We start from the raw sequence: 19,684 nt of genomic DNA, 5'->3' as shown, positions 1-19,684 counted from the left end.
CTCACCCCGTCGCGCTGGTCGACGTGGTCGTGGTCGAGGTGCCCGCCGAGTCGGCCGGGGTGTTGGCCGCCGTCGTCGACGGCGGCGGGGTCGTGCTGGTCGTCGACGGCGGCGTGGTGGGCGTCGACGGCGGGGTCGACGTGGGTGTCGAGGACGTGGGCGTCGTCGACGAGGGGGTGGTCGAGGCCGGGGTGGTCGAGGTCGGCGACGAAGGCGTCGTCGTCACCGGCAGCGAGCCCGGCGGCAGGACGACCACCGGCGGTGCCGCCGGCGGGGCCGGGACGCCGACCGGGGCGCCCGCCGCGGCGGCGTCCGGGGCGTCCGGGGCGCCGATCGGGACCTGGCTGTCGGGCAGCTGGGACACCCCGGCGCGGTAGGCCGCGGCCCACGCCAGCACCGTGTCCACATAGGACTGCGAGTTGTTGTAGCGGCGCACGGCGACCCGCTGCCCCGAATCCGTCGAGAGGTCCAGTCCGCCCGAGCAGAGGTAGCGCGCGGTGGCCAGGGCTTCGTCGTAGATGTTGTTCGGGTTGGACACGCCGTCGCCGTTGCCGTCGGAGGCGTAACCGCGCCAGGTCGACGGGATGAACTGGGTCGGGCCGACCGCGCGGTCCCAGACCGGGTCGCCGTCGTACTTGCCGCCGTCGGTGTCCGGGATCGCGGCGAACGCGCCGGCGCCGTTGAGCACCGGGCCGAGGATCGGCTCCAGCGTGTCGCCGTTGGCGTTGACGTACCCGCCGCGCGCGTGGTTCGACTCGATCCGGCCGATGCTCGCGATCAGCGCCCAGTCCAGGTGGCAGTTCGGCTGCTCCTTGGCGAGGATGTCGGCGGCGTTCTTGTACGCCTTGAGCATGCTCGCCGGGATGCCGAGCGGCCCGGAGATGCCCGCGGACCCGGCGCGCCCGCCCGGCACGACCAGCGGCTCGGGCAGCGGGGGCTGCGGCAGGCTGCCGTCGACGGCGATCGGCGGCATGACGACGTTCGGCTGCTGCGCCGGGGCGGCCCGGTCCGGCAGGACGCCGCCGTTGCCGGCGTCGGCGACCACGACCGGCGTGGGCAGCCCGGTGGTCAACGTGGGCAGCACGACGAGCGCCCCACCCGCGAGCGCGGCGGCGGCCCGGCGGACCGAACGCGTGCTCTTGCGACGTGGCCGGTGCTTGGGCATGGACGTCCCCGCTTCCCTCGATCTGTCGCTGATCGCCTCACTCGATCGGCCTCACCCACCGGTACTGACCGGTAGGAGCAAGCTATCCGATGGAACCGAACTTTGGCGAATGGCGCAGCAAAAACCCGTCCTCACGAAGAAGTTCGTCCGGATGGCACAAAACGTTAGGAGGGAATCTGTCAGATTCACCGAAACTTAACGCACTGCTGCGGACAGTTTGTCCAGCAGGACACCGGGGACGGTGAGCCCGCGCTGCCGCACGTCCGAGGAAAACCGCCGGACGAGCGAATCCGACGGCGTCGCCGTGAACGTCACGACGTCCCGGTGCAGCGCCGGTGCGAGCCGCCGCAGCGCGCCCGCGAAGGTGCGGGTGAGCGCGGTGGTCGGGACCAGTGCCACGCCGAGCCCGGCCGCGGCGAGCTGGGCCGCCGTCGCCGCCTGTTTCGTCCGCATCACCGCCTCCAGCGCCGTTCCGCGCCGCGCCGCCTCCTGGTCGAGCCAGCCGCCGAGGCCATTGTCGCGGTGGTAGTGCACCACCGGAATGCCCGCGAGGGCAGACATCGGGACCGTTGCGCGGGTGGCGAGCGGGTGATCCGCGGCCAGCGCGACGACGATCTCCTCGCGCCCCACCAGCTCGGCCGGCCCGGTCCAGCGGCTCGGCCGCGGCCCGGCGGCGACGTCCGCTTCGCCCGCCTCCAGCGCCTCGGCCAGCGCATCCGCGCTCGTGGTCTCGGTCAGCGTGATCAGCACCTCCGGGCGGTGGCGGTGCCAGGCGCGCAGCACCGGGGCGAGCAGGCCGGCGGTCATCGTCTCCGCGCAGGCGATCCGGAGGGTGCCTTCGCCGCCGCCGGCCACCGCGCGGCCGGTCCGGACGACCCGTTCGGCGGCGGCCAGCGCCGCCCGCGCGTCCGTGAGCACCGCGCGTCCCGCGGCGGTCGGGCGGACCCCGCGCGGCAGCCGTTCCAGCACCGGCGTCCCGAGTTCCCGCTCGAGCGCGCCGATCTGGTGGGACAGCGCGGGCTGGGACAGGTGCAGCCGCGCGGCCGCCTCGGTGATCGACCCGGCGTCGAGGACCGCGACGAGGCACTCGAGCGCGCGCAGCGTAGGCATTCGCGAATTCTATCGCAACCATCGAAAACCTTCGGTGGACGACGGGATGGTTCCCGGCTCGCGCAGCGCTGAACCCGGCGTGCGAGACGGAAGGAGCACGGAAATGTCGTTCGAGGGAAAGCGCCTGGTCGTCGTGGGCGGGGGTTCGGGGATCGCCCGGCGGATCGCGGTGGACGCGCACGCGGCGGGGGCCGAAGTCACCTGGGCCGGGCGGAATCCGGCGCGATTGGCGGAGCCGGGGATCGGCGCCGCATTCGCGGACCTGAGTGAAGAATCGTCGCTGAAAGCGCTTGCCGAACAGGCCGGGGAAATCGACTTCCTGGTCACGCTCGCCGCCGCGCCGGCGAACGGGCCGGTCACCACGCTGGACCGGGACGCGGTGACGCGGGCGTTCGACGCCAAGGTGGTCGGCCCGCTCATGCTGGCCAAGCACTTCGCGCCGCGATTCCGGGAAGGTGGTGCCATGGTCGTGTTTTCCGGGGTCGCGGCCTGGCGCCCGGTGCCCGGCCGGGCGGTCATGGCGACGGCGAACGGTGCGGTCGCGTTCCTCGCGGAAGCGCTTGCGGTCGAGCTCGCACCGGTCCGGGTCAACGCGATCTCCCCCGGCATCGTCGATTCGGGTGCGTGGGACCGGCTCGGCGAGGAGAAGGACGAGTTCTTCCGCCGCACCGCGGAGGCGAACCCGGCGCGCCGGGTGGGCCGGCCCGCGGACGTCTCGGCGGCCGCCCTCCAGCTGCTGGCGAACCCGTTCGTCACGGGCTCGGTGCTGCATGTGGACGGTGGCGGCCGGCTCGCCTGAAAACGGTGGGTGAACGAGCCTTTACACGAAGGGGGGCGATTCCTATGATCGGCCGTCCGGACTGTTGCCGCACGTCCGGACGGCCCAGGTGGAGGGTTTGATGGCACGTAGTGCTCCGCGCCCCGAGCGGGTGACCGTCGCCGAGCTGCTGGGCCGTTCCGACGCACCGCGCGACCGCTACCGCGACGAGGACACCGTCGTGCTCCCGCGGGCACGCCACCGGGAAAAATCCCCCGTACTGAGGTCTCTGACGCGGTTGCGGGTGTTCTCCGTGGTGGCCGGGGCCCTGGCATTGACCGGCGGGGTCAGCGCGGCGGTGTCGATGCCGCCGGAGCGGACCGCGGGCGCGGCCTGGCCGCCGGCCGGCCTGGAGCCCCCGGCGGTGGCGCTGGTGCCGCTGCCGGCGGACGTCGTCGTGCCGCCGGCCAAACCGGCTCCGAAATCCGTGGCGCCGGTCGCGGAACCGGCCGGGATCGCCCCGCCGGTCGCGGAACCGGAATCGAATTCCGCAGTCGTCCCGCCCGCGCGCCGCGGGACGCTGGCGCGCGCGGTCAAGGTCGTCGGCAAGGTCAAGGAAACGCCGAAACCGAAGCTGCCCCCGCAGGCGGCGCCGGTGCGCCACGAGATCCCGGACGTCCCGCTCTGGTCGCGCGGCCGCCCGGACCTGCCGGACTGGCAGTCGATGTGGGCCGGCCGCCGCCCGGCGGGCTTCCCGGGCGGCGGGCACGACGGCTGCGGCGGCGGGCGGCACCGCCGCTAGCCGTCACGCGTCCAGCGGGATCTGGTACTGCATGAACCCCTTGTCGAGCGCCACCTGGTCGTAGAGCCGCCGGGCGGTCGTGTTCGACGTCTGCGTGTGCCAGTAGATGCGGGCGCACCCCCGCGCCCGCGCCCAGCCGGCGACGGCTTCGATCAGCGCGCGGCCCGCCCCGCGGCCGCGGGCCTTCTCGTCGGTGAAGAGGTCCTGCAGGTAACAGACGTCGGCCGACGTGGTGCTCGCGTGCGTCAGGAAGTGGACGATGCCGACGAGTTCGCCGTCGAGCCGCGCGCCGAGTGCGTGCAGCCGCTCGCCGCTCGCGAACTCGCGCCAGGCCCGGTCCAGCAGTTCCGGCGCGAGCGTGCGGCCGTAGAAACGGTTGTAGCCGGCGAACAGATTTTCCCAGGTCGGCCGGTCTTCCGCGGTGAGGCCCCCAATGGTGATCATGGCGCGAGGCTAACGCGGAGGGACACGCGCGGGACACAACTCGTCAGTAAGGTGACGAACCCGAAACGAATTCATAGAATCGGGGCCCGGTCGGCGAAAAGCAGCGGAGGTTCCTGATGGCGCGCACGGCGCACCGTGCCAGTGGCAGACCCGTCACCGTCGGGGAGCTGATGCTGCGGCCGGATGTCCGCGGCCGGCGTCGCCCCGAAGACCTCGAAGTGCTCGAACTCGCCTACCGCATGCGCCGCCGGATCGGCCCGGAGCCGGTCGCCCCGGTGCCCTCGCCCGCCGCTCGTGCGCTGGCCGCCGTCACCGGGCTGTGGCGGCGCAAACCGCGGTAGCCCGCCGGTTTCACCGGGCCGCCACCGCGAGGGCCGCGGCCAGCACCCGGTGTCCGGCCGCCGTCGGGTGGACGTCGCAGCCGCCGCCGGGTAGTGCGATCAGCAGGCCGGCCGCGCAGGGGTCGCCGCCGGAGCGCAGGGAGGCCAGCCGGAACGCCGTGAAGCCGTCGGCCACCGCGCCGTGGTAGCGCCGGGTCACCCGGCTCAGCAGCGCGTCGAGCGCCTTCACCTGCGATACCTGGGCCGCGTTCCGGTAGTCGAGCGAGTAGTAGGACACGAGCACCAGCTCACCGCGGTAGTTCGCCCGCACGGCACCGAGGATCGCCGCGAGGTTCCGGCCGACCTGCTCGAGCGCGGCCGGGAAGGAACTCGTGCAGTGGTCGGGGGTGGTGTCCTGGCAGAGGAACAGGTCGTTGGCGCCGATCGTCAACGTCACCAGCCGGGTGTCGCGGTGGGCGCGCAGGAACGCCACGGCGTAGTCGATCTGGGTGCCGGGATAGGCGACGTGGAGCGGGAACGCCGTCCGGTAGCCGGCCGGGGAGCCGAGGGAGTTCTCGCAGCCGTTGCTCTGCGCGCCGGCCCTCAGCATGCTCGCCGTCGTCTCGCCGGGACAGGACGCATTGGCGAGCCGGAGCCCGCGAAGGGCCGCGTACTTCTCGGCGTAGCCGCGGAAGTTGGCCGGGTTCAGGTAGTCCGAAGGCGGGGTGACAGCGCCGGGCCGGTAGCCGAACGCGACGGAGTCGCCGAGCGCGAGGTACCGGCCGTGGTCGCCGGTCGCCTCCGCGGGCGCCGTCGTCAGCGACACCCCGGCGAGGACGGCCGCGGCGACGGCGAAAACCCTGATCCCGAACCCCATGACCCGGCTCCTTCCGCGCGCCATTGCGTGGCCGGAACCGATTCTGCCACGCGGCGGAAGGGTCAGAAGCCGATCGTCGACGGCGGTTTCGGCCCGGCGGCCCTGGCCTGCGCCGTGCCCGGCTCGACCGCCGGGCAGTGCGTGCCCCGGGCCGGGAGCTCGCCGGTGATCAGGTAGTCGTCGGCCGCCTTGGTCACGCACGGGCTGTGCTTGAAGTAAGCGCCGTGGCCCCAGCCGTCGTAGGTGAGCAGCGTGCTGCCGCTCTGCCGGGCGGCGGCCTGCGACCACGCGTACGGCGTCGCCGGGTCGTGCCGGCTGCTCAGCATCAGCAGCGGCGGCGCGCCGTGCACCTGCAGCGGGTGCTGCGGGTTGCGCGCCGGGTCCGGCCAGCCGATGCAGCCGGTGATCGCCCGCCAGCCCAGTGCGTTGACCTTGACGTCCGGCGCGAACGCCGCGGCCGCCCGGCGGTAGACCTCGAGCTCGGCGAAGCTGTGCACGGGCAGGCGCCAGTCGTTGCAGAACACGCTCTGGAAGACGGCGTTGACCCCGACGTCGTCGCGCACCTTCGCCGCGGCGGCCGCGGTGCCGTCGGCCAGGGACTTGAGCACGGTGGCCAGCCGGTCCCAGTCGGGACCGTAGAAGTTGCCCTGGATGACCGAAGCGAGTTCCAGCGGGGTGACCGGTTCGCCGCTCTGCGGGTCCTTCAGCGCACCGCGCGCGGCCTTGTCCTGCAGTTCGCGGGTCAGTTCGGGGACGTCCCTGCCGTGCAGGGCGCAGGTTGGCGTCCGGTCGCACCAGGCGGCGAACTCGCGGAACTCCGCCTGCACCGACTGCGTCTCGCTGTGGAGAAACTCCCACGCCGTGAACTGCGAATGGTCCATGTTGCTGTCCAGCACGAGCGCGCGGACCCTGTCCGGGAACAGCTCGGCGTACTGCTGGCCCATCAGCGTGCCGTAGGAGACGCCGTAGTACGTCAGCTTCGGCTCGCCGAGGGCGGCGCGGATGGCGTCCATGTCCCGCGCGACGCTCTTCGTGTCACCGGACTGCGCCAGCGGGCCGGTGATCCGGGTGCAGCTCTCGCCGACCTTCCGGTTGTACTGCGCGAGCTGGTCGAATTCGGCCTGGTTGCGCGGAACCTGCGGGTGGTCGGCGATCAGCTCGGCGAGCCCGCACAGAATGGAGGTGCTGCTGCCGACGCCGCGCGGGTCGAAACCCACGGTGTCGAAGCGTTTCGTGATCTCGGCCGAGAGCGACCAGCCGGCCTTGACCTCGCCGGCGCCCGCGCCGCCGGGGCCGCCCGGGTCCATCAGGACCGCGCCGATCCGGGCCTGCGGATCGGTGGCCTTCCGCCGGGCGAGCGCGAGGGTCGTGGTGCCCCGGTCCGGGTGGGCCCAGTCGATCGGCACGGTCACCGTGCCGCACTCGGCGCCGGGCGCGTCGGCGCACGGCTGCCAGGCGATGGTGCCCGCGGCCGAAGCCGGTGGTGCCGCCAGCAGGCTGCCCAATACCGCCATGACGGCCGTGGCCGTCAGGAACCGGTTTTTGACCCCCGTCATGCCCAGTCCTTCCCCTCACCGACAGTGCACGATCGACTCCAATAAATCACCGATCCGGGGATCGCGCCAGCTTCCCAGGTGAATCAGACTCTCTTGTCCACTGTGGACGATCGTTCCGCGTGCCGGAGCCAGGCGGTGGCCACCACGGCCAGTGCGCACAGCGCCGCCAGCACGCCGAAGGCCCAGCCGAACCCGGTCGCCGGGCCGTCGGCCAGCCCGTGGGACAGCACGATCACGCACACCGCGCCGCCGAGTGCGCCGCCCACGCGCATGACGATGTTCACCAGTGCGGTGGCGTGGCCGAGCTCGCCCGCGCCGGCCGAGGCGTAGGCCGCCGTCGACGCGGGCATGACGGAAAGCCCGAGCCCGGCGCCACGGACCAGGAGCAGCGCCTGGACGAACCAGCCCGGCGCGTCCGGGCCCAGCCACGGGAGCGGCACCGTGCTCGCCAGCACCACCAGCGACCCGGCGAGCGCGACGGTGCCGCCGCCGTACCGGTCGGTCAGCCGTCCGGCGGCGAACACGAACACCGTGGTGGCCAGCCCCATCGGGGCCAGCAGGACGCCGGACTCGGCGGTGCCCGCGCCGAGCCGGACCTGGAACCACAGCGGCAGCAACAGGACGGCCCCGAACATCCCGGCGCCGCCGAGCAGCACGGACACGAGCGCGGCACCCAGCACCGGCCGCGCGGCGAGCCGCAGCTGCAGCACCGGGTGCGGGACGCGCAGCGACCGCCAGGTGAACAACCCCATGGCGGCGGCTCCGATGCTCGCCAGCACGACGTCGAGCGAGCCGGGCGTGGCGAGTTCGGTCAGCGCGTACACCAGCAGCGGCAGGCCGAGCGAGACCAGGGCCAGGCCGCGCCAGTCCACCGGCGGCGGCTGCCCGCGGTCGCCGCGCGGCACGTACCGCAGGGCCAGGCCGAACGCGAGCAGCCCGATCGGGACGTTCAGCCAGAACAGCACCGGCCACGGGAAGTGCGCGAGCAGGAACCCGCCGGCGCTCGGCCCGATCACCGGCGCCAGCCCGACCACGAGCGCCAGTGTGCCCATGGTGCGCCCCAGCCGTTCCGGGCCGACGGCCAGCCCGATCACCGTCTGCCCGGCGGTCACCATGACGCCGGCGGCCATGCCCTGCACGGCCCGGACGCCGATCAGCGTGCCGGCGTCCGGGGCGAGCGCGCACGCCACCGACGTGAGCAGGAACGCGGCCAGCGCGCCGAGCCACAGCCGTCCGGCGCCGAACCGGTGCCCGAGCCACGGCGTGAGCGGGAGCGCGGCCGACAGGCCCAGCAGGTAGGCCGTCGCGACCCACTGGATTCCGGTGAGTGCGACGCCGAGGCTGTCCCGCATCGACTCGAGCCCGACGGCGACGATCGAAGCGTCCATGTTGCCGAGGAAGCCGCCCAGTGCCATGACGCCGGAGGCGATCCAGACGGTGCGCGGAACCGGTGGTGCAGTGGTCATGCGGCCGACGGTAGGAGTTCGACAAAGGTTGAGGTCAATACCCGCCGGACCGGGTGGCGGCCGAGGTCACCCGGCCCCGGCCGAGCGGCGGACCGCTGCCCCCTGCCAGCCGCGTCCCGCCGCCAGGCCGCGGTAGTGCTCGAGAGCCGCCACGGATTCGGTGACCTGCTCGAAACTCGGCAGCGCGCGCACGTTCGCCACCAGTGTCATGTCCTTGCGCGGGATTTCGATGAAGCACACCTCGACCCCGGCGAGTTCGGCGTGCGCGGCCACCCGGGCCTGCCAGCCGGGCAGATCGTCGTCACCGAGCCATTCGTGCAGGTAGACGCACCACTTGCCGCGCAACAGCTCGCCCGCGATGGCTTCCAGCCCGACCAGGTACGGTTCCGTCACCCGGCCGGCCATGACCGTTCTCCGGCACACCAAGGCACTGTTCCCTCCTGCCCCTCCCGGCGGCGACCCCTGACCGCCGGAAAGCGCTCTCTCGGCGATGGCCTCCCCGCCTCCGCCGAGCAGCGCGAACCCCGGTGACCGATGGCTGAGCACCGGGGTTTCGCCAAACTTACCGGTGGTTTTGGTTCACAGCAACCGGTTGCCGTGATCACCGGGCAGCGCGTGCACAATCGGCGTGCGGATGCACGTGCCGATTCCGTTCACCGCAGGAGGGTGCGCAGCAGATTGGGTGATCCGCCGAAGTACGCGCTGTCGGCCACGTACAGCGTGTCACCGCGGACGGCGACCGACGTCGGGTTGGCCAGACCATCCGAAATGGACAGGATCGTCCGCGTGCCGTCGCGGCCGGTCGTGATGACCCGGTTGTCCTGGTTGACAGCCGCGATGACGGTGTCACCGTGGAACGCGAAGTCGTCGACCGGCCCGAGTCCCGACGCCGCCACCCGGCCGGGTGCGCCGGTGAGCGGGAACCGGACCAGCGTGCCGCGGTCCAGGTTGGACACCCACACCGCGCCGTCGTGGACCTTCACGCCGTTCGCGCCGAACCCGGTCACCGGGGCGAGCAGCTCGCCGGTGGCCCAGTCCGTGACCTGCCCGGTGTGCGCGGAAACGCGCCGGACGACCGAGCCGAACGAGTCGGCGACGAAGAAGTCGCCGCTGGCCGGATCCCGGGCGACGCCGTTCTGGAAGCCGGCCGGCGGCAGCGCGGCCACCTGTACCGGCGGGCTCCCGGGCCGCACCCGGTAGAGGCCGGTCGCCGCAGTGCCGGTCGAAACGGCGACGTACAGGTCGCCGCCCGGCGCGCGCACGATCCCGCCGAGGAACAGCTTCTTGTGCACCACCGGGACGTCGCCGTCGGCGGGCACCGGGATCCGGGCGAGGACGCTCACCCGCCCGCCGGGCGAGACCCGGCCGATTTCGCCGGTGTAGGCGAAGGTGAGGTCGGCGGAGCCGTCGGGCTCCAGCGCGATGTTTTCCGGCTGCTGCCCGGCGGCGAGGTCGAGCGGGACGATCCTCGACGTCGCCTGTGCGGGCGCGGCCGGCAGGGCGAAGACGGCGGCCGCGGCCAGCGCGACGCCGATCTGCTTGATGCGCAAGGGAAACTCCGGTTCGGTTCGGTTCGGTTCAGTACGGGAGCGGCGAAGAGAGCCCCAGATCGCCGTGCCTTCGACCGTAGGCCGGATGTGCGTGCCGCCGCCAATAGCTCGGCTTGGGGCGGCCATCGGAAAACCGATGGCCGGGGCTGCCCGAAGGGGCAGCGGCAGGTGCGGCCGAGTGTGCCCTCGGTGTACCTCGACCTGACTGCGACAATCCTGTCACGCTGAGTGCATGCGAAAGCGGAAGCACCCGGACCGGCCGGAACCCGAGGCGGTGCCGGCACCGCGCACGTCGATCGCCGCAGTGCCTGCCGCCGTGTTGCGGCTGCAGCAGGCGGCGGGGAACCGGGCGGTCACCGGCGCGCTGCCGATCCAGCGCTTCCGCTCGCAGAACGTGCCGGCCGACGAGGTCGCCGAGCAGGCGCGGCACGGCGGCGCCGAAGCGCTGTCGGAGCGGAACCTGGCCGTCGTCTACGTGGCGGAGCAGGGTTCCGCGGAGGCCAAGGCGGAGAAGCCGGTGTGGAGCAGCGGAACCCAGGACCCCGAGCAGCACGCCGAGCGCATCGCCGTCCGGCAGGCGGTCGCCGGGGGCGCCCGGCCGGAATACCACCCCCAAAACCCCGGCGCCAAGCGCATCGTCCGCGTCTACACCGAGCTGTCGCCGTGCAGTTCCTGCCACGAACGGCTGGCCACGGAGCTGAACAGCGGTGTCGTCGTGCAGTCGACCGCGCCGCCGCAGAACCGGGACCGGTGGGGAGCGCAGGTGCCCAACGCGTTGTGGCGCACCAGGGTCGTCCTGCTCAACGAGCTCTACGGGTTGCGTGCCCAGGCGACTTCGCCGGAGGCGGTGGCTGCGTTCGAGGAGGCGCGGTCCGCGATCGTCAGCGTCAAGCTGACTGCGGACGAGTGGGAGCGGCGGTGTCATTCGGCGAACGAGGCCGCCGAGGCCGCGAAGCAGGTCGATGCCGGCTGGCAGGCCGCCGTGGCCCACGCAGGGGAAGTCGTGCGCGGGGCCGGCCGCCCTGCGGCGCAGGACGTTCCGGTGCCAGTGCCGCAGAACGTGCCGGTTCCCGTGCCGCCGCAGGATGTTCCGGTTCCGGTTCGACAGGGCAACCTGGACGCGTGGCTCGCCAGGGCCAACTCGCCCGCAGTTCTCACGAAGAAGGCGGCGGCACCGGTTTTCAAGGACGGTGGCCTGGCCTCGCCCATCAAGAAGGCGAAGGACGGGGCGGCCTGCCCGATCTGCGGCAAGAAGGTGACGATCAACAAGACCGGCAAGCTCCGGGCGCACAAGAACGCGACGGGTGCGCAGTGCCGGCGGTTGTAGCCCGGCTCAGAGGTCGCGGGCGAAGCAGCGGGAAAGCAGCGAGCCGCGGTAGGGCCCGTAAGCCTCGATCGGTTCGTAGCCTTCGCGCTGGTAGAAGCGGATCGCATCCGGCTGGCCGGTGCCGGTTTCCAGTAGCAGCCGGGTGACGCCGAGCTCGCGGGCGTGGTCTTCGAGCGCGCGCAGCAGGGCGGCCGCGACGCCGGTGCCGCGCGCCGCCGGGTCGACGTACATGCGCTTGACCTCGCCCGACCCGGGGCCGAGCAGGCGCAGCCCGCCACAGCCCACGGCGGCGCCATCGGCGTCGCGCGCCACGAGGAACACGGCGACGGTGTCGGCGGTCGGGACCGCGCCCGGCTCGTGGTCGTCGGTGCCGTAGCGGGCGTCGAGCTCGGTCCGCTGGGCTGCGCGCAGCCGGAAGGCGTCGGGATCGTCCCAGGTCACCGCGGTGATCGTCAGCGTGCAGTCGAGCATCGGGTCCACTCTCCCTTTCCGTAACAGTCGTTACCGTAGCAGCTGTTACGATTCCGGGGAAGGAGGTTCGATGCCGAAGCAGCGTGACGTCCAGGCCCAGCGGGACCTGCTGTCGAACGCGACCTGGCAGGTGCTGGCGGAGCACGGCCTGCCGGGGCTGACGCTGCGGGCGGTGGCCGAACGCGCCGGCTGCACCACCGGTCTGGTCATGCACGCGTTCCCGACCAAGAAGGCGCTGCTGCTGCACGCCCGCGACCTGCTCTACGAACGCACGGCCCGCCGCGCCGACGCGGCCGAGGCGGCGAGCGCGGACGCGCCGGGGGCGCTCGCGGCGGTGCTGGGCGAGGCCGTCGACCTCCCGCACGGCCACCACGACGAATCCCGCGTGTGGGTCGGGTTCCTGGCGGCGGCACTGGCCGACGACGACCTGGCCGGACGCCACCGCGCGGCGAACCGCTCGTTCTTGGCCCGCGTCAACCGGCTGGTGGCCGCCTGCTGTCCGAAGTGGACGGACGAGCGGGTCGAGCGGACGACGAAGAGCCTGGTGGCCCTGGTGGAGGGGCTGAACGTCCTGGCCGCGGCGGACCCCGGAACGTACCCGGCCGACCTGCAGCAGGCGGCGTTGCGGGCCGCGCTGTCCGTCATCACCGAATGTGGTTCCGCCGTGCCGTGAGCCGCTAGGATTGCCGGTCCGGCGGGAGGAGCGTTCGTGACGGAGGAACCGGCCAACCGCATCACCGGAGGCGTGATCGGCTCGGCGGTCCAGGTCGGCGCGCTCCACGGCGACATGTACGTCGGCGTCGCGCCGCCGTCCGAGCCGGTTTTCGCCGAGCCGCCCGCGGACTGGTCGTCTCGGCCCGAACTGCCCCGGAAGATCGTTTCCCTGCTGCAGGCTCAGATCCGCAGCGCGGAGAAGCTGCCGTACCGCCTGCGGGGCGCTCGCCGCCCGTCGCTGGCGACGGTCTACGTCCGCCAGGACGTGACGACCGGGACGGAGCTCCAGCCGTCCGGCCAGGCGCGCCCGCTCCCGGTGCTCGACAGCAAGGGCAGGCTGATCGACGTCCCGCACCCGCCGGCGGCGCGGCTGACGGTCCGGCCGCCGTCCCGGAGCATGCGGGAGGCGCTCGACGGGTGCGAGCACCTGCTGGTGACGGGCGGGCCGGGCCAGGGCAAGTCGACGCTGTCGCTGCGCCTGGCCGCCGACGTCGCCCGCTGCTGGCAGGAGGGCGCCGATTCCCCGCCGCTGGCCGAGCCGGTGGTGCCGCTGCGCCTGACGGCCCGCGAGCTGGCGACCCGGCTGGAGCTGCCGTTCTTCGAGGCGCTGGCGGAGACGGTCCGCGGCGAGTACGGCGCGATGCTGGCCCAGCCGCTGCGGCCGGAAGACCTGACCGGCCGCGTCGCGGGCTGCCGTTGGCTGCTCCTGGTGGACGGTCTCGACGAGGTGGCGGACGCGGCGGTGCGGGACCGCCTGGTGACGGTACTGGCGACGTGGTCGTCGGACGAGGCGTACCGCGTGGTCCTCACGACGCGGCCGATCGAGGGGGCGACCCTCGCCCCCTTCCAGCGGATCGGCTCGGCGCGGTACGAACTGCTGCCGTTCGACGAAGAGGCGTTCCGCCGGTTCGCCGAGAACTGGTTCGCGGGAAGTCCCGGTGACGCCAGGAGGTTCGTCCGCCAGATCCGGGACGCGCACCTGGACGAGCTGGTCCGGGTCCCCCTGCTGGCGACGATCGCCGCGATCGTCTTCGAGCAGTACACCGACCGGCCGTTGCCGGACAACCAGTACGAGCTGTACGAGGCGTACCTGGAGTACCTGCGGTCCGGGCATCCGGTGCCTTCCGGGCCGTTCGACGCGGACGGCGATCGGCTGCTGGAGTACCTCGGGCGGGTCCGGCTGGAGGAGGACACCTCGCTGACCACCGCTGCCTGCCGGTGGGTGGGTGAGCGGTTGCCCGAGCTGGGCGCGGAGGTGCTCTGGCGGGACCAGCTGGTCGGGTACCTGGCCGCGGTGGGGCCGTTCCTCTTCCGCGGGGAGGACCTCGGGTTCCTGCACCACAGTTTCGCCGAGCACCTGGCGGCCACGGCGAAGGGACGTTTCCTCCCGGCGGATTTCGACCCGTCGCACCCGGAGTTCGTCGACCTGCTGCACACGGCCGAGCCGGCGGAACGGGGCCGGTACGCGCGGCGGGTGCTGCTGCACTACACGCGGTTGCACCCGGTGGCGGCGAACCGGCTGATCCGGCACCTCCACGACGGCGGGCCGCAGCAGCACCTGCTGGCCGCCCGGTTGCTGGCCTGGCACGTGCCGGCGGGCGCGGAGATCGTCGACGCGTTCCTCGCGACGGCTCGTGCCTGGGCCGCGACCACGCAGGCTCCCGGCGGCGAAATCCTCGCCGAGGTCAGCCGGGCCGCGCACCACCCCGGCCTGGTCGGCTGGCTGCTGGCGCTCATGCGCGACGAGGGGACGCCGTGGTCGTCGCGGGTGGAGGCGGCGGTGGCGTTGGGGACGCGGCTGCACAGCGAAGCGCGCGCGGAAGCCGTGGAGACGCTCCGGACGGCGGTGCGAGACGCCGGTATCGACGTCCAAGCCCGGCTCGACGCCGCGGAAGCGCTTTCGCAGTGCGGTGACGAGGAGCGTGACGCAGCGGCGTCCGGGCTGGTGTCCGTGTTGGACAGTCCGGCCATCACGGCGTCGCAGCGCGGCGATGCCGCCGTGGTCCTCGCCGGGCTGGGTGCCGGGCCTCGCGCGCACGCGATCGGCACGTTGACCGCGTTGCTGGACGATCCCGGCGTGCCGGAGGAGGACCTCGTCGCGGCCGCGGTCAGCCTGCTCGACATCGACGTCCGGCTCCACGAACGGTGTGCGACGGTGTTCCGGGCCGTGCTGCGGCGCCGTTCGTGGTCGGTCGACGGGATCGAGGAGGCCGCGATCGCACTGGCGTCGCTGGGGCCGGAGGGGCTCGCGGAGGCCGCTGCCGCTCTCGAACACCGGGTCGCCGACCGCCGGTTGCACTACGCCGACCGCCTGCTGAGCGCTCGCTCCCTGTCGCGGCTGGGACCCCGGTACCGGACCAGGGCGGGCGAACTGATCGCCGGGTTCGCCGCGGGCCCGGCCGGCGGGGCCGTCGACCGGGCGTACCTCGGCTCGGTGCTCGCCGACTGCGGGCCCGAATCCCACGGGCCCGCCGTGGCCATCCTCCGCGCGGTGCTGGCCGATCCGGTCGCGGCCGCGGGGCACCGGCTCACCGCGGGGAGCCGGCTGGCCGGCCTGGGTCCCGAGCACTGGCCCGATGCCGCGCAGGCGCTGATCGACGCGGCCGAACATCCGCTGGGGACCGACATCCTCGCCATGAACGCTCTCGCGTTCCTCGCCACGCTGGGCGAACCGTACAAGACGCAGGCCGTCGAGCAGCTGCGGTCGGCGATGAGCAGCCCGGACTCGACCGCGGAACGGCGGTGCCGGGCGGCCGCCGAATTCGCCTACCTCGGCCCGGATTTCCACCCCGAGGTGATCGGGCAGCTGGTCCGCCTCACGGCCGCGTCGTTCGCCCCGAAGCTCCGCGCCGAAGCGTGGCGGCAGCTCAAACGCCTGGATCCGGAGCTGGAACAGCGGGCTTCCGCGGCGCTTGTCGGGCTGCTCGGGCAGGGCGAAGACCTTCCGGTCCACCGGTGGGACGTGGCCGATCCGGACGAGCTCGCCCGTGCGCTCGAACGGACGATGGACGACCGCGACCTGAGCGGTCGTCAGCGGTGTGACGCGACTTCGCTCCTGATCCGGCTGCACCACCGCTACCACGCCGCGGCCGCCCGGGGCATCGCCGGCCTGATCCGGGACGACGTCGTCCCGGACGACGAGCTCGTCTCCCTGACCCGGCCGGGCAGCCGGGCCGGCGCCGGGTTCCGGAGCCTCGTGGCCGGTGAGTTGCGGGCCGTGGTGCTGTCCCCGGCCAGCCGCCCCGGCCGGGTGTGCGGCGCCGCGGACGCGATGGACGCGTTGGACACGCTCGACGACGAAGCGGTGTTTTCGGCGCTGCGGACGATCGTCGCCGACTTCACGGCCGAAGCCGTGGCCCGCTGCGACGCGGCGATCCTGCTGGCGCGCAGCGGTGTGGTCCGGTTTTCGGAGGCTGCCGAAGTCGTTCTCGGTCTCCACACCGAACTGGACAACGCCGACTGGGGCGACCGGGTTCGCCGCCTGGTGTTGCTGGGTGCGGATCTCGGGGAAGACATCCGCGCGCTGCTTTCCGGCCGGGACACGGAATTCCGGGTCCGGCAGCAGGTGGCCGTCCTCGCCGCGGAACGGCAGCCGGCCCCGGAGGCCGTCGCCGAACTGCGCGCGCAGACGGAAGACCCGTTCCTGTACGCCGGCTGGCGGAGCATCGCGATGCGGAGGCTGGCCACGGCGGACCCGGGCACCGCGCCCGCGTCCGCCCGGGCGGTCCGGGCGATGATGGTGGACGAGCGGCAGCAGGTGGAGGACCGCAGCTATGCCGCCTACGACCTCGCGTCGGTCGATCGCTCGGCGGGCGCGGAAGCGCACCGGACGCTGGCGCGATTGGCCGGTGACCCGGAGCTCGGGCCCGAAGAACGGGGGGCCGCGCTGAGGCTGTTGAGCTACTTCCGGCCGGACGGCGGGACGGTCCGGTTGCTGCTGGCGCTGGCCCACGACCCGGCGAACGCCGCCGGCAAGGTGCGCGCCGGCGTGCTGCGCGAACTCACCGGCCCGGACCGCCGGTCCGTCGGGCGGGCGCTGGTGTCGGACCGCCTCGCCGCCCCGGACACCTGGTCGGACGAGGTGAACCGGTGGAAGGACGGGCCACTGGCCCGGGAAGCCGAACGGAACCTGCTCGACCGGCTGGCCGGCCCGGAGTCGCCGCCGGCCACCCGGATCACGGTGGCCGTGGCGCTGGCGAAGCTTTCGCCTTCGCTGGAAACGAAAGCGGCCGAAGCGCTCGACGAGCTGAGCCGGGGCAGGGTCGCCGCCGGCCGCGCGCGACGGGAACTGGCGGCGCTGGATCCCCGCCGGCGCCGTCGGATCGTCTCCGACGCGCAGGCGGTGCTCGCGGATGCCGCGCGGCCCGGGCGCGAGCGGGCCGAAGCCGGGGCCACGCTGCTCCTGCTCACCTCCGAGCTGCCCGGGCCGAGCCGGGAGCACCTGGAAGACCTGTTGGTGGACGACCGGCTCGCCGACCGGCTGCGGCTGCGCGTCCTGTCCGACCTGAGGCGCTGGGACGACCTCCGGGCGGTCCGCGACGACCAGCGGCAGCCGACGGCGCTGCGGCGGATCGCCGCGCTGAAGCTGACCGACCTCAGCCGGGAGGACCGCACTGCCGCGGCGGAACTCTTCCGCGCCACGGCCGTCGACCCGGGCTGCCACCCGAGGCTGCGCTGGTGGACGGCCGACGACCTCGCCGAGCTGGGCAGCCGGGGACACGAACTCGGGACGGCGGCGCTGGCGGACCTCATGAACGACGAAGCACTCCCGCTCGCCGCGCGCCGGGAGGCGGCCGCCCGGCTGGGGATGTTCCGGCCGGACCTGCGCAGCGAGGTGCTCGAGGTCCTGCGTGGATTCCTGGCCGTCCCGAACCCGCACGCGAGGGTGCTGGTCTGGCGGGCGATCGGCGACTTCCGGCTCGAGGAAGCCGCCCTCGGCCTCCTCGGCATGGCCCGCGACGACGCCCTCGGCCCGGTCGTCCGCTGCCGGGCCGCCTGGGCCGTGGCGCGCCTGCACCGTGACCACCGCGAAGCCGCCGCCGTCGTCGCCCGCGAAATCGCCCGCGACGACCGGGCGCCTGCCCACATCCGCGTCTCCGCCGCCCGGTTGCTGGCGCTGGCCAGCGAACTCGGCCGCCCGGAAGCCCGCGAGCTGCTCACGCGCCTCACGCGGCCGGGCCGAACCGGCGGCGGTACGCACTCGGGCTGAGCCCCGTGTGGCGCCGCAGCTGCAGCCGCAGGTTCGCCGCCGTCCCGAAGCCGCTGGACTCGGCCACCCGGTCCAGCCGCAGCTCGCCCCGCTCGATCAACCGGCACGCCAGCGTCACGCGTTCCGTCGTCAGCCACGCCAGCGGTGTCGTGCCCAGCTCCGCGCGGAACTTCCGGTGCAGCGTGGCCGGGCTCGTGGCCGCCCGGGTGGCCAGGTCCGCGACCGTCAGCGGGGTGTCCAGCCGCTCGAGGGCCCAGGCGAGGACCGGCGCCAGCGACGTCTCCGGCACCGCCGGTACCGGCCGCGCGATGAACTGCCGCTGGCCGCCGTCGCGGTGGCCGGTGAACACCAGGCGGCGGCTCACGGCGTTGACGACCTCGGCTCCGTGGTCGCGGTGGATCAGGTGCAGGCCCAGGTCGAGGGAGGCCGCGCTGCCGGCCGCGGTCAGGACGGTGCCCTCGTCGATGAACAGCACGTCCGGTTCCCACTTCACCCGCGGGAACCGGGCCGCCAGGGACGCCGCCCACTGCCAGTGGGTCGTCGCGCGCCGGCCGTCGAGGACGCCGGCCTCCGCCAGCGCGAGCGCCCCGGTGCAGAAGCTGACCAGGCGGGCGCCGCGCTCGGCGGCCCGGCGGACGGCCGCGATGATCGCCGGGTCCGTCGGGACGTCGGTGTCCGGGCGGGCCGGGACGATCAGGGTGTCCGCCGTGTCGGCCGCCTCGAGACCGGCGACGCCCGACAGCGTGAACATGCCGAGGTTCATCCGGACGTCCGGCGTCGCCGAGCAGAGCGTGAAGTCGTACCACGGCCGGTCGAGTTCGGGCCGCCGGAGACCGAACAGCTCGGTCGTCACGCCCAGCTCGAACGGGTTCGACTGCTCGGTGACGATCGCGACCACCCGGTGCGAGAATTCTTGCGGCATGTGCGATTCCTAGCACTCGTGCCGGCGGAACACCAGGTCGAGCATGGGGCGCATGAACCCGATCGACCTGAACGAAGTCCTCGCGAGCTTCGACGCCGCCTGGAGCCCGCGCATCGTCACCCGCGTCAACGACTACGACATCCGCCTCGCCCGGTTCGACGGCGAGCACGTCTGGCACGTCCACGAAACCACCGACGAGTTCTTCCTCGTCCTGGACGGCGAGATCGAGATCGGCCTGCGCGACCCGGCCGAACGCGTCGTCACGCTCGGGCGAGGGCAGGTCTTCGTGGTCCCGAAGGGCACGTTCCACAAGCCGTCGTCGAAGGCGGGCGCGAGCGTGCTGCTGGTCGAGCCGGCCGGGACGCTGTCGGTCGGCGACGAGCACGACGAGGTGCCCGACCACGTCGACGTCACCACGGGACACCTCCTCTGACCTGCTGAGTCTTCCCGGGCAACGGCGTACTCTCGGCCGTATGAAACGGACATCGTTCGCGCAGTGGCCGTGCTCGATCGCGCGCACCATGGACCTGCTCGGCGACTGGTGGACGCCGCTGGTGCTGCGGGACGCCTTCTACGGCGTGCGCCGCTTCGACGAGTTCCAGCAGGCGCTCGGCATCGCGCGCAACACCCTCGCCGACCGGCTCAAGCGGCTGGTCGACGAGGGGTTGCTCGAAAAAGTGCCGTACCAGACCGAGCCCGTGCGCTACGACTACGTCCTCACCGAGAAGGGCCGCGACTTCTACCCGGTGCTGCTCGCGATGACCCGCTGGGGCGACAAGTGGCTCGCGACCGAAGCCGGGCCGCCGATCACCGTGCACCACCTCGCCTGCGGGCACGACACGCACGCCGAAATCGTCTGCGCGGAGTGCCGGGAACCGCTGACGCCGGACGACACGCGGATGCGCCGCGGCCCCGGCTTCCCGCCCCGGCTGGCGCAGCGCCCGGACGTCGAGGAGCGCTTCGCCCGGCAGGAGTGATTGACAGAGTCAGTCTA

General features: G+C 73.3%; 18 protein-coding genes. 8 read left to right on the top strand and 10 right to left on the bottom strand.

What is annotated here, in order from left to right; all coding sequences use genetic code 11:
* Position 1: 1 nt before the first annotated feature.
* Positions 2-1,165, bottom strand: a complete 1,164-nt coding sequence (locus OO60_RS10135; protein ID WP_033261256.1) for a lytic transglycosylase domain-containing protein — start codon at positions 1,163-1,165, stop codon at positions 2-4.
* Positions 1,166-1,360: 195 nt separating this feature from the next.
* Positions 1,361-2,275, bottom strand: a complete 915-nt coding sequence (locus tag OO60_RS10130) for a LysR family transcriptional regulator (RefSeq protein WP_033261255.1) — start codon at positions 2,273-2,275, stop codon at positions 1,361-1,363.
* A gap of 103 nt (positions 2,276-2,378) precedes the next feature.
* On the opposite strand from OO60_RS10130, the gene OO60_RS10125 reads away from it, so the two are divergent.
* Positions 2,379-3,074, top strand: coding sequence for an SDR family oxidoreductase (locus OO60_RS10125; protein WP_033261254.1), 696 nt, complete (start codon positions 2,379-2,381; stop codon positions 3,072-3,074).
* 100 nt (positions 3,075-3,174) lie between these two features.
* Entirely contained in the window at positions 3,175-3,834 is a 660-nt protein-coding gene (locus tag OO60_RS44560) for a hypothetical protein (RefSeq protein ID WP_244885508.1), read from the top strand.
* A gap of 3 nt (positions 3,835-3,837) precedes the next feature.
* Here OO60_RS44560 and OO60_RS10115 read toward each other — a convergent pair whose 3' ends face one another.
* On the bottom strand, positions 3,838-4,278 hold the full coding sequence (locus OO60_RS10115; RefSeq protein ID WP_003054828.1) for a GNAT family N-acetyltransferase: 441 nt from the start codon (positions 4,276-4,278) through the stop codon (positions 3,838-3,840).
* Between the two features lie 116 nt (positions 4,279-4,394).
* Here OO60_RS10115 and OO60_RS10110 point away from each other — a divergent pair, with 116 nt between their 5' ends.
* Complete coding sequence (locus OO60_RS10110) at positions 4,395-4,619, top strand: hypothetical protein (RefSeq protein ID WP_003054831.1); 225 nt, start codon at positions 4,395-4,397, stop codon at positions 4,617-4,619.
* 10 nt (positions 4,620-4,629) lie between these two features.
* Here OO60_RS10110 and OO60_RS10105 read toward each other — a convergent pair whose 3' ends face one another.
* From OO60_RS10105 to OO60_RS10085, 5 genes are all read right to left on the bottom strand, one after another.
* Positions 4,630-5,475 carry an SGNH/GDSL hydrolase family protein gene (locus tag OO60_RS10105; RefSeq protein ID WP_003054834.1) on the bottom strand — a complete coding sequence of 282 codons (846 nt, stop codon included), beginning with the start codon at positions 5,473-5,475 and terminating at the stop codon, positions 4,630-4,632.
* A 62-nt stretch (positions 5,476-5,537) separates the two neighbouring features.
* The gene (locus OO60_RS10100) at positions 5,538-7,031 is read right to left on the bottom strand and encodes an alpha/beta hydrolase (RefSeq protein WP_033261253.1); all 1,494 of its coding nucleotides are present in this window, start codon (positions 7,029-7,031) and stop codon (positions 5,538-5,540) included.
* Positions 7,032-7,114: 83 nt separating this feature from the next.
* A complete protein-coding gene (locus OO60_RS10095; RefSeq protein ID WP_003054844.1) occupies positions 7,115-8,497 on the bottom strand; it encodes an MDR family MFS transporter in 1,383 nt (460 codons plus the stop codon).
* A gap of 66 nt (positions 8,498-8,563) precedes the next feature.
* The gene (locus OO60_RS10090; RefSeq protein ID WP_003054848.1) at positions 8,564-8,902 is read right to left on the bottom strand and encodes a hypothetical protein; all 339 of its coding nucleotides are present in this window, start codon (positions 8,900-8,902) and stop codon (positions 8,564-8,566) included.
* A gap of 248 nt (positions 8,903-9,150) precedes the next feature.
* Complete coding sequence (locus OO60_RS10085; RefSeq protein WP_003054851.1) at positions 9,151-10,047, bottom strand: NHL repeat-containing protein; 897 nt, start codon at positions 10,045-10,047, stop codon at positions 9,151-9,153.
* A 232-nt stretch (positions 10,048-10,279) separates the two neighbouring features.
* On the opposite strand from OO60_RS10085, the gene OO60_RS10080 reads away from it, so the two are divergent.
* Positions 10,280-11,374 carry a hypothetical protein gene (locus OO60_RS10080; RefSeq protein WP_003054854.1) on the top strand — a complete coding sequence of 365 codons (1,095 nt, stop codon included), beginning with the start codon at positions 10,280-10,282 and terminating at the stop codon, positions 11,372-11,374.
* A gap of 6 nt (positions 11,375-11,380) precedes the next feature.
* On the opposite strand, the gene OO60_RS10075 is transcribed toward OO60_RS10080, so the two are convergent.
* On the bottom strand, positions 11,381-11,845 hold the full coding sequence (locus OO60_RS10075) for a GNAT family N-acetyltransferase (protein ID WP_033261330.1): 465 nt from the start codon (positions 11,843-11,845) through the stop codon (positions 11,381-11,383).
* A 70-nt stretch (positions 11,846-11,915) separates the two neighbouring features.
* Here OO60_RS10075 and OO60_RS10070 point away from each other — a divergent pair, with 70 nt between their 5' ends.
* Both OO60_RS10070 and OO60_RS10065 read left to right on the top strand, forming a co-directional pair.
* Positions 11,916-12,518: a TetR/AcrR family transcriptional regulator gene (locus tag OO60_RS10070; protein WP_003054862.1), complete on the top strand. Its 603-nt coding sequence runs from the start codon at positions 11,916-11,918 to the stop codon at positions 12,516-12,518.
* A 36-nt stretch (positions 12,519-12,554) separates the two neighbouring features.
* Positions 12,555-17,768: an NACHT domain-containing protein gene (locus tag OO60_RS10065; RefSeq protein WP_033261252.1), complete on the top strand. Its 5,214-nt coding sequence runs from the start codon at positions 12,555-12,557 to the stop codon at positions 17,766-17,768.
* Here the strand turns inward: OO60_RS10065 and OO60_RS10060 are convergent.
* Positions 17,725-18,690 carry a helix-turn-helix domain-containing protein gene (locus OO60_RS10060; protein WP_003054868.1) on the bottom strand — a complete coding sequence of 322 codons (966 nt, stop codon included), beginning with the start codon at positions 18,688-18,690 and terminating at the stop codon, positions 17,725-17,727. The two genes, OO60_RS10065 and OO60_RS10060, sit on opposite strands and share 44 nt — an antisense overlap.
* A 52-nt stretch (positions 18,691-18,742) precedes the next feature.
* On the opposite strand from OO60_RS10060, the gene OO60_RS10055 reads away from it, so the two are divergent.
* Both OO60_RS10055 and OO60_RS10050 read left to right on the top strand, forming a co-directional pair.
* On the top strand, positions 18,743-19,123 hold the full coding sequence (locus OO60_RS10055; protein WP_003054870.1) for a cupin domain-containing protein: 381 nt from the start codon (positions 18,743-18,745) through the stop codon (positions 19,121-19,123).
* A 40-nt stretch (positions 19,124-19,163) separates the two neighbouring features.
* Positions 19,164-19,667, top strand: coding sequence for a winged helix-turn-helix transcriptional regulator (locus tag OO60_RS10050; RefSeq protein ID WP_003054873.1), 504 nt, complete (start codon positions 19,164-19,166; stop codon positions 19,665-19,667).
* Positions 19,668-19,684 lie beyond the last annotated feature (17 nt).

Source organism: Amycolatopsis vancoresmycina (assembly GCF_000716785.1).
GTDB classification, from domain to species: domain Bacteria; phylum Actinomycetota; class Actinomycetes; order Mycobacteriales; family Pseudonocardiaceae; genus Amycolatopsis; species Amycolatopsis vancoresmycina.
This window is presented reverse-complemented; position numbering and strand designations above follow the sequence as displayed.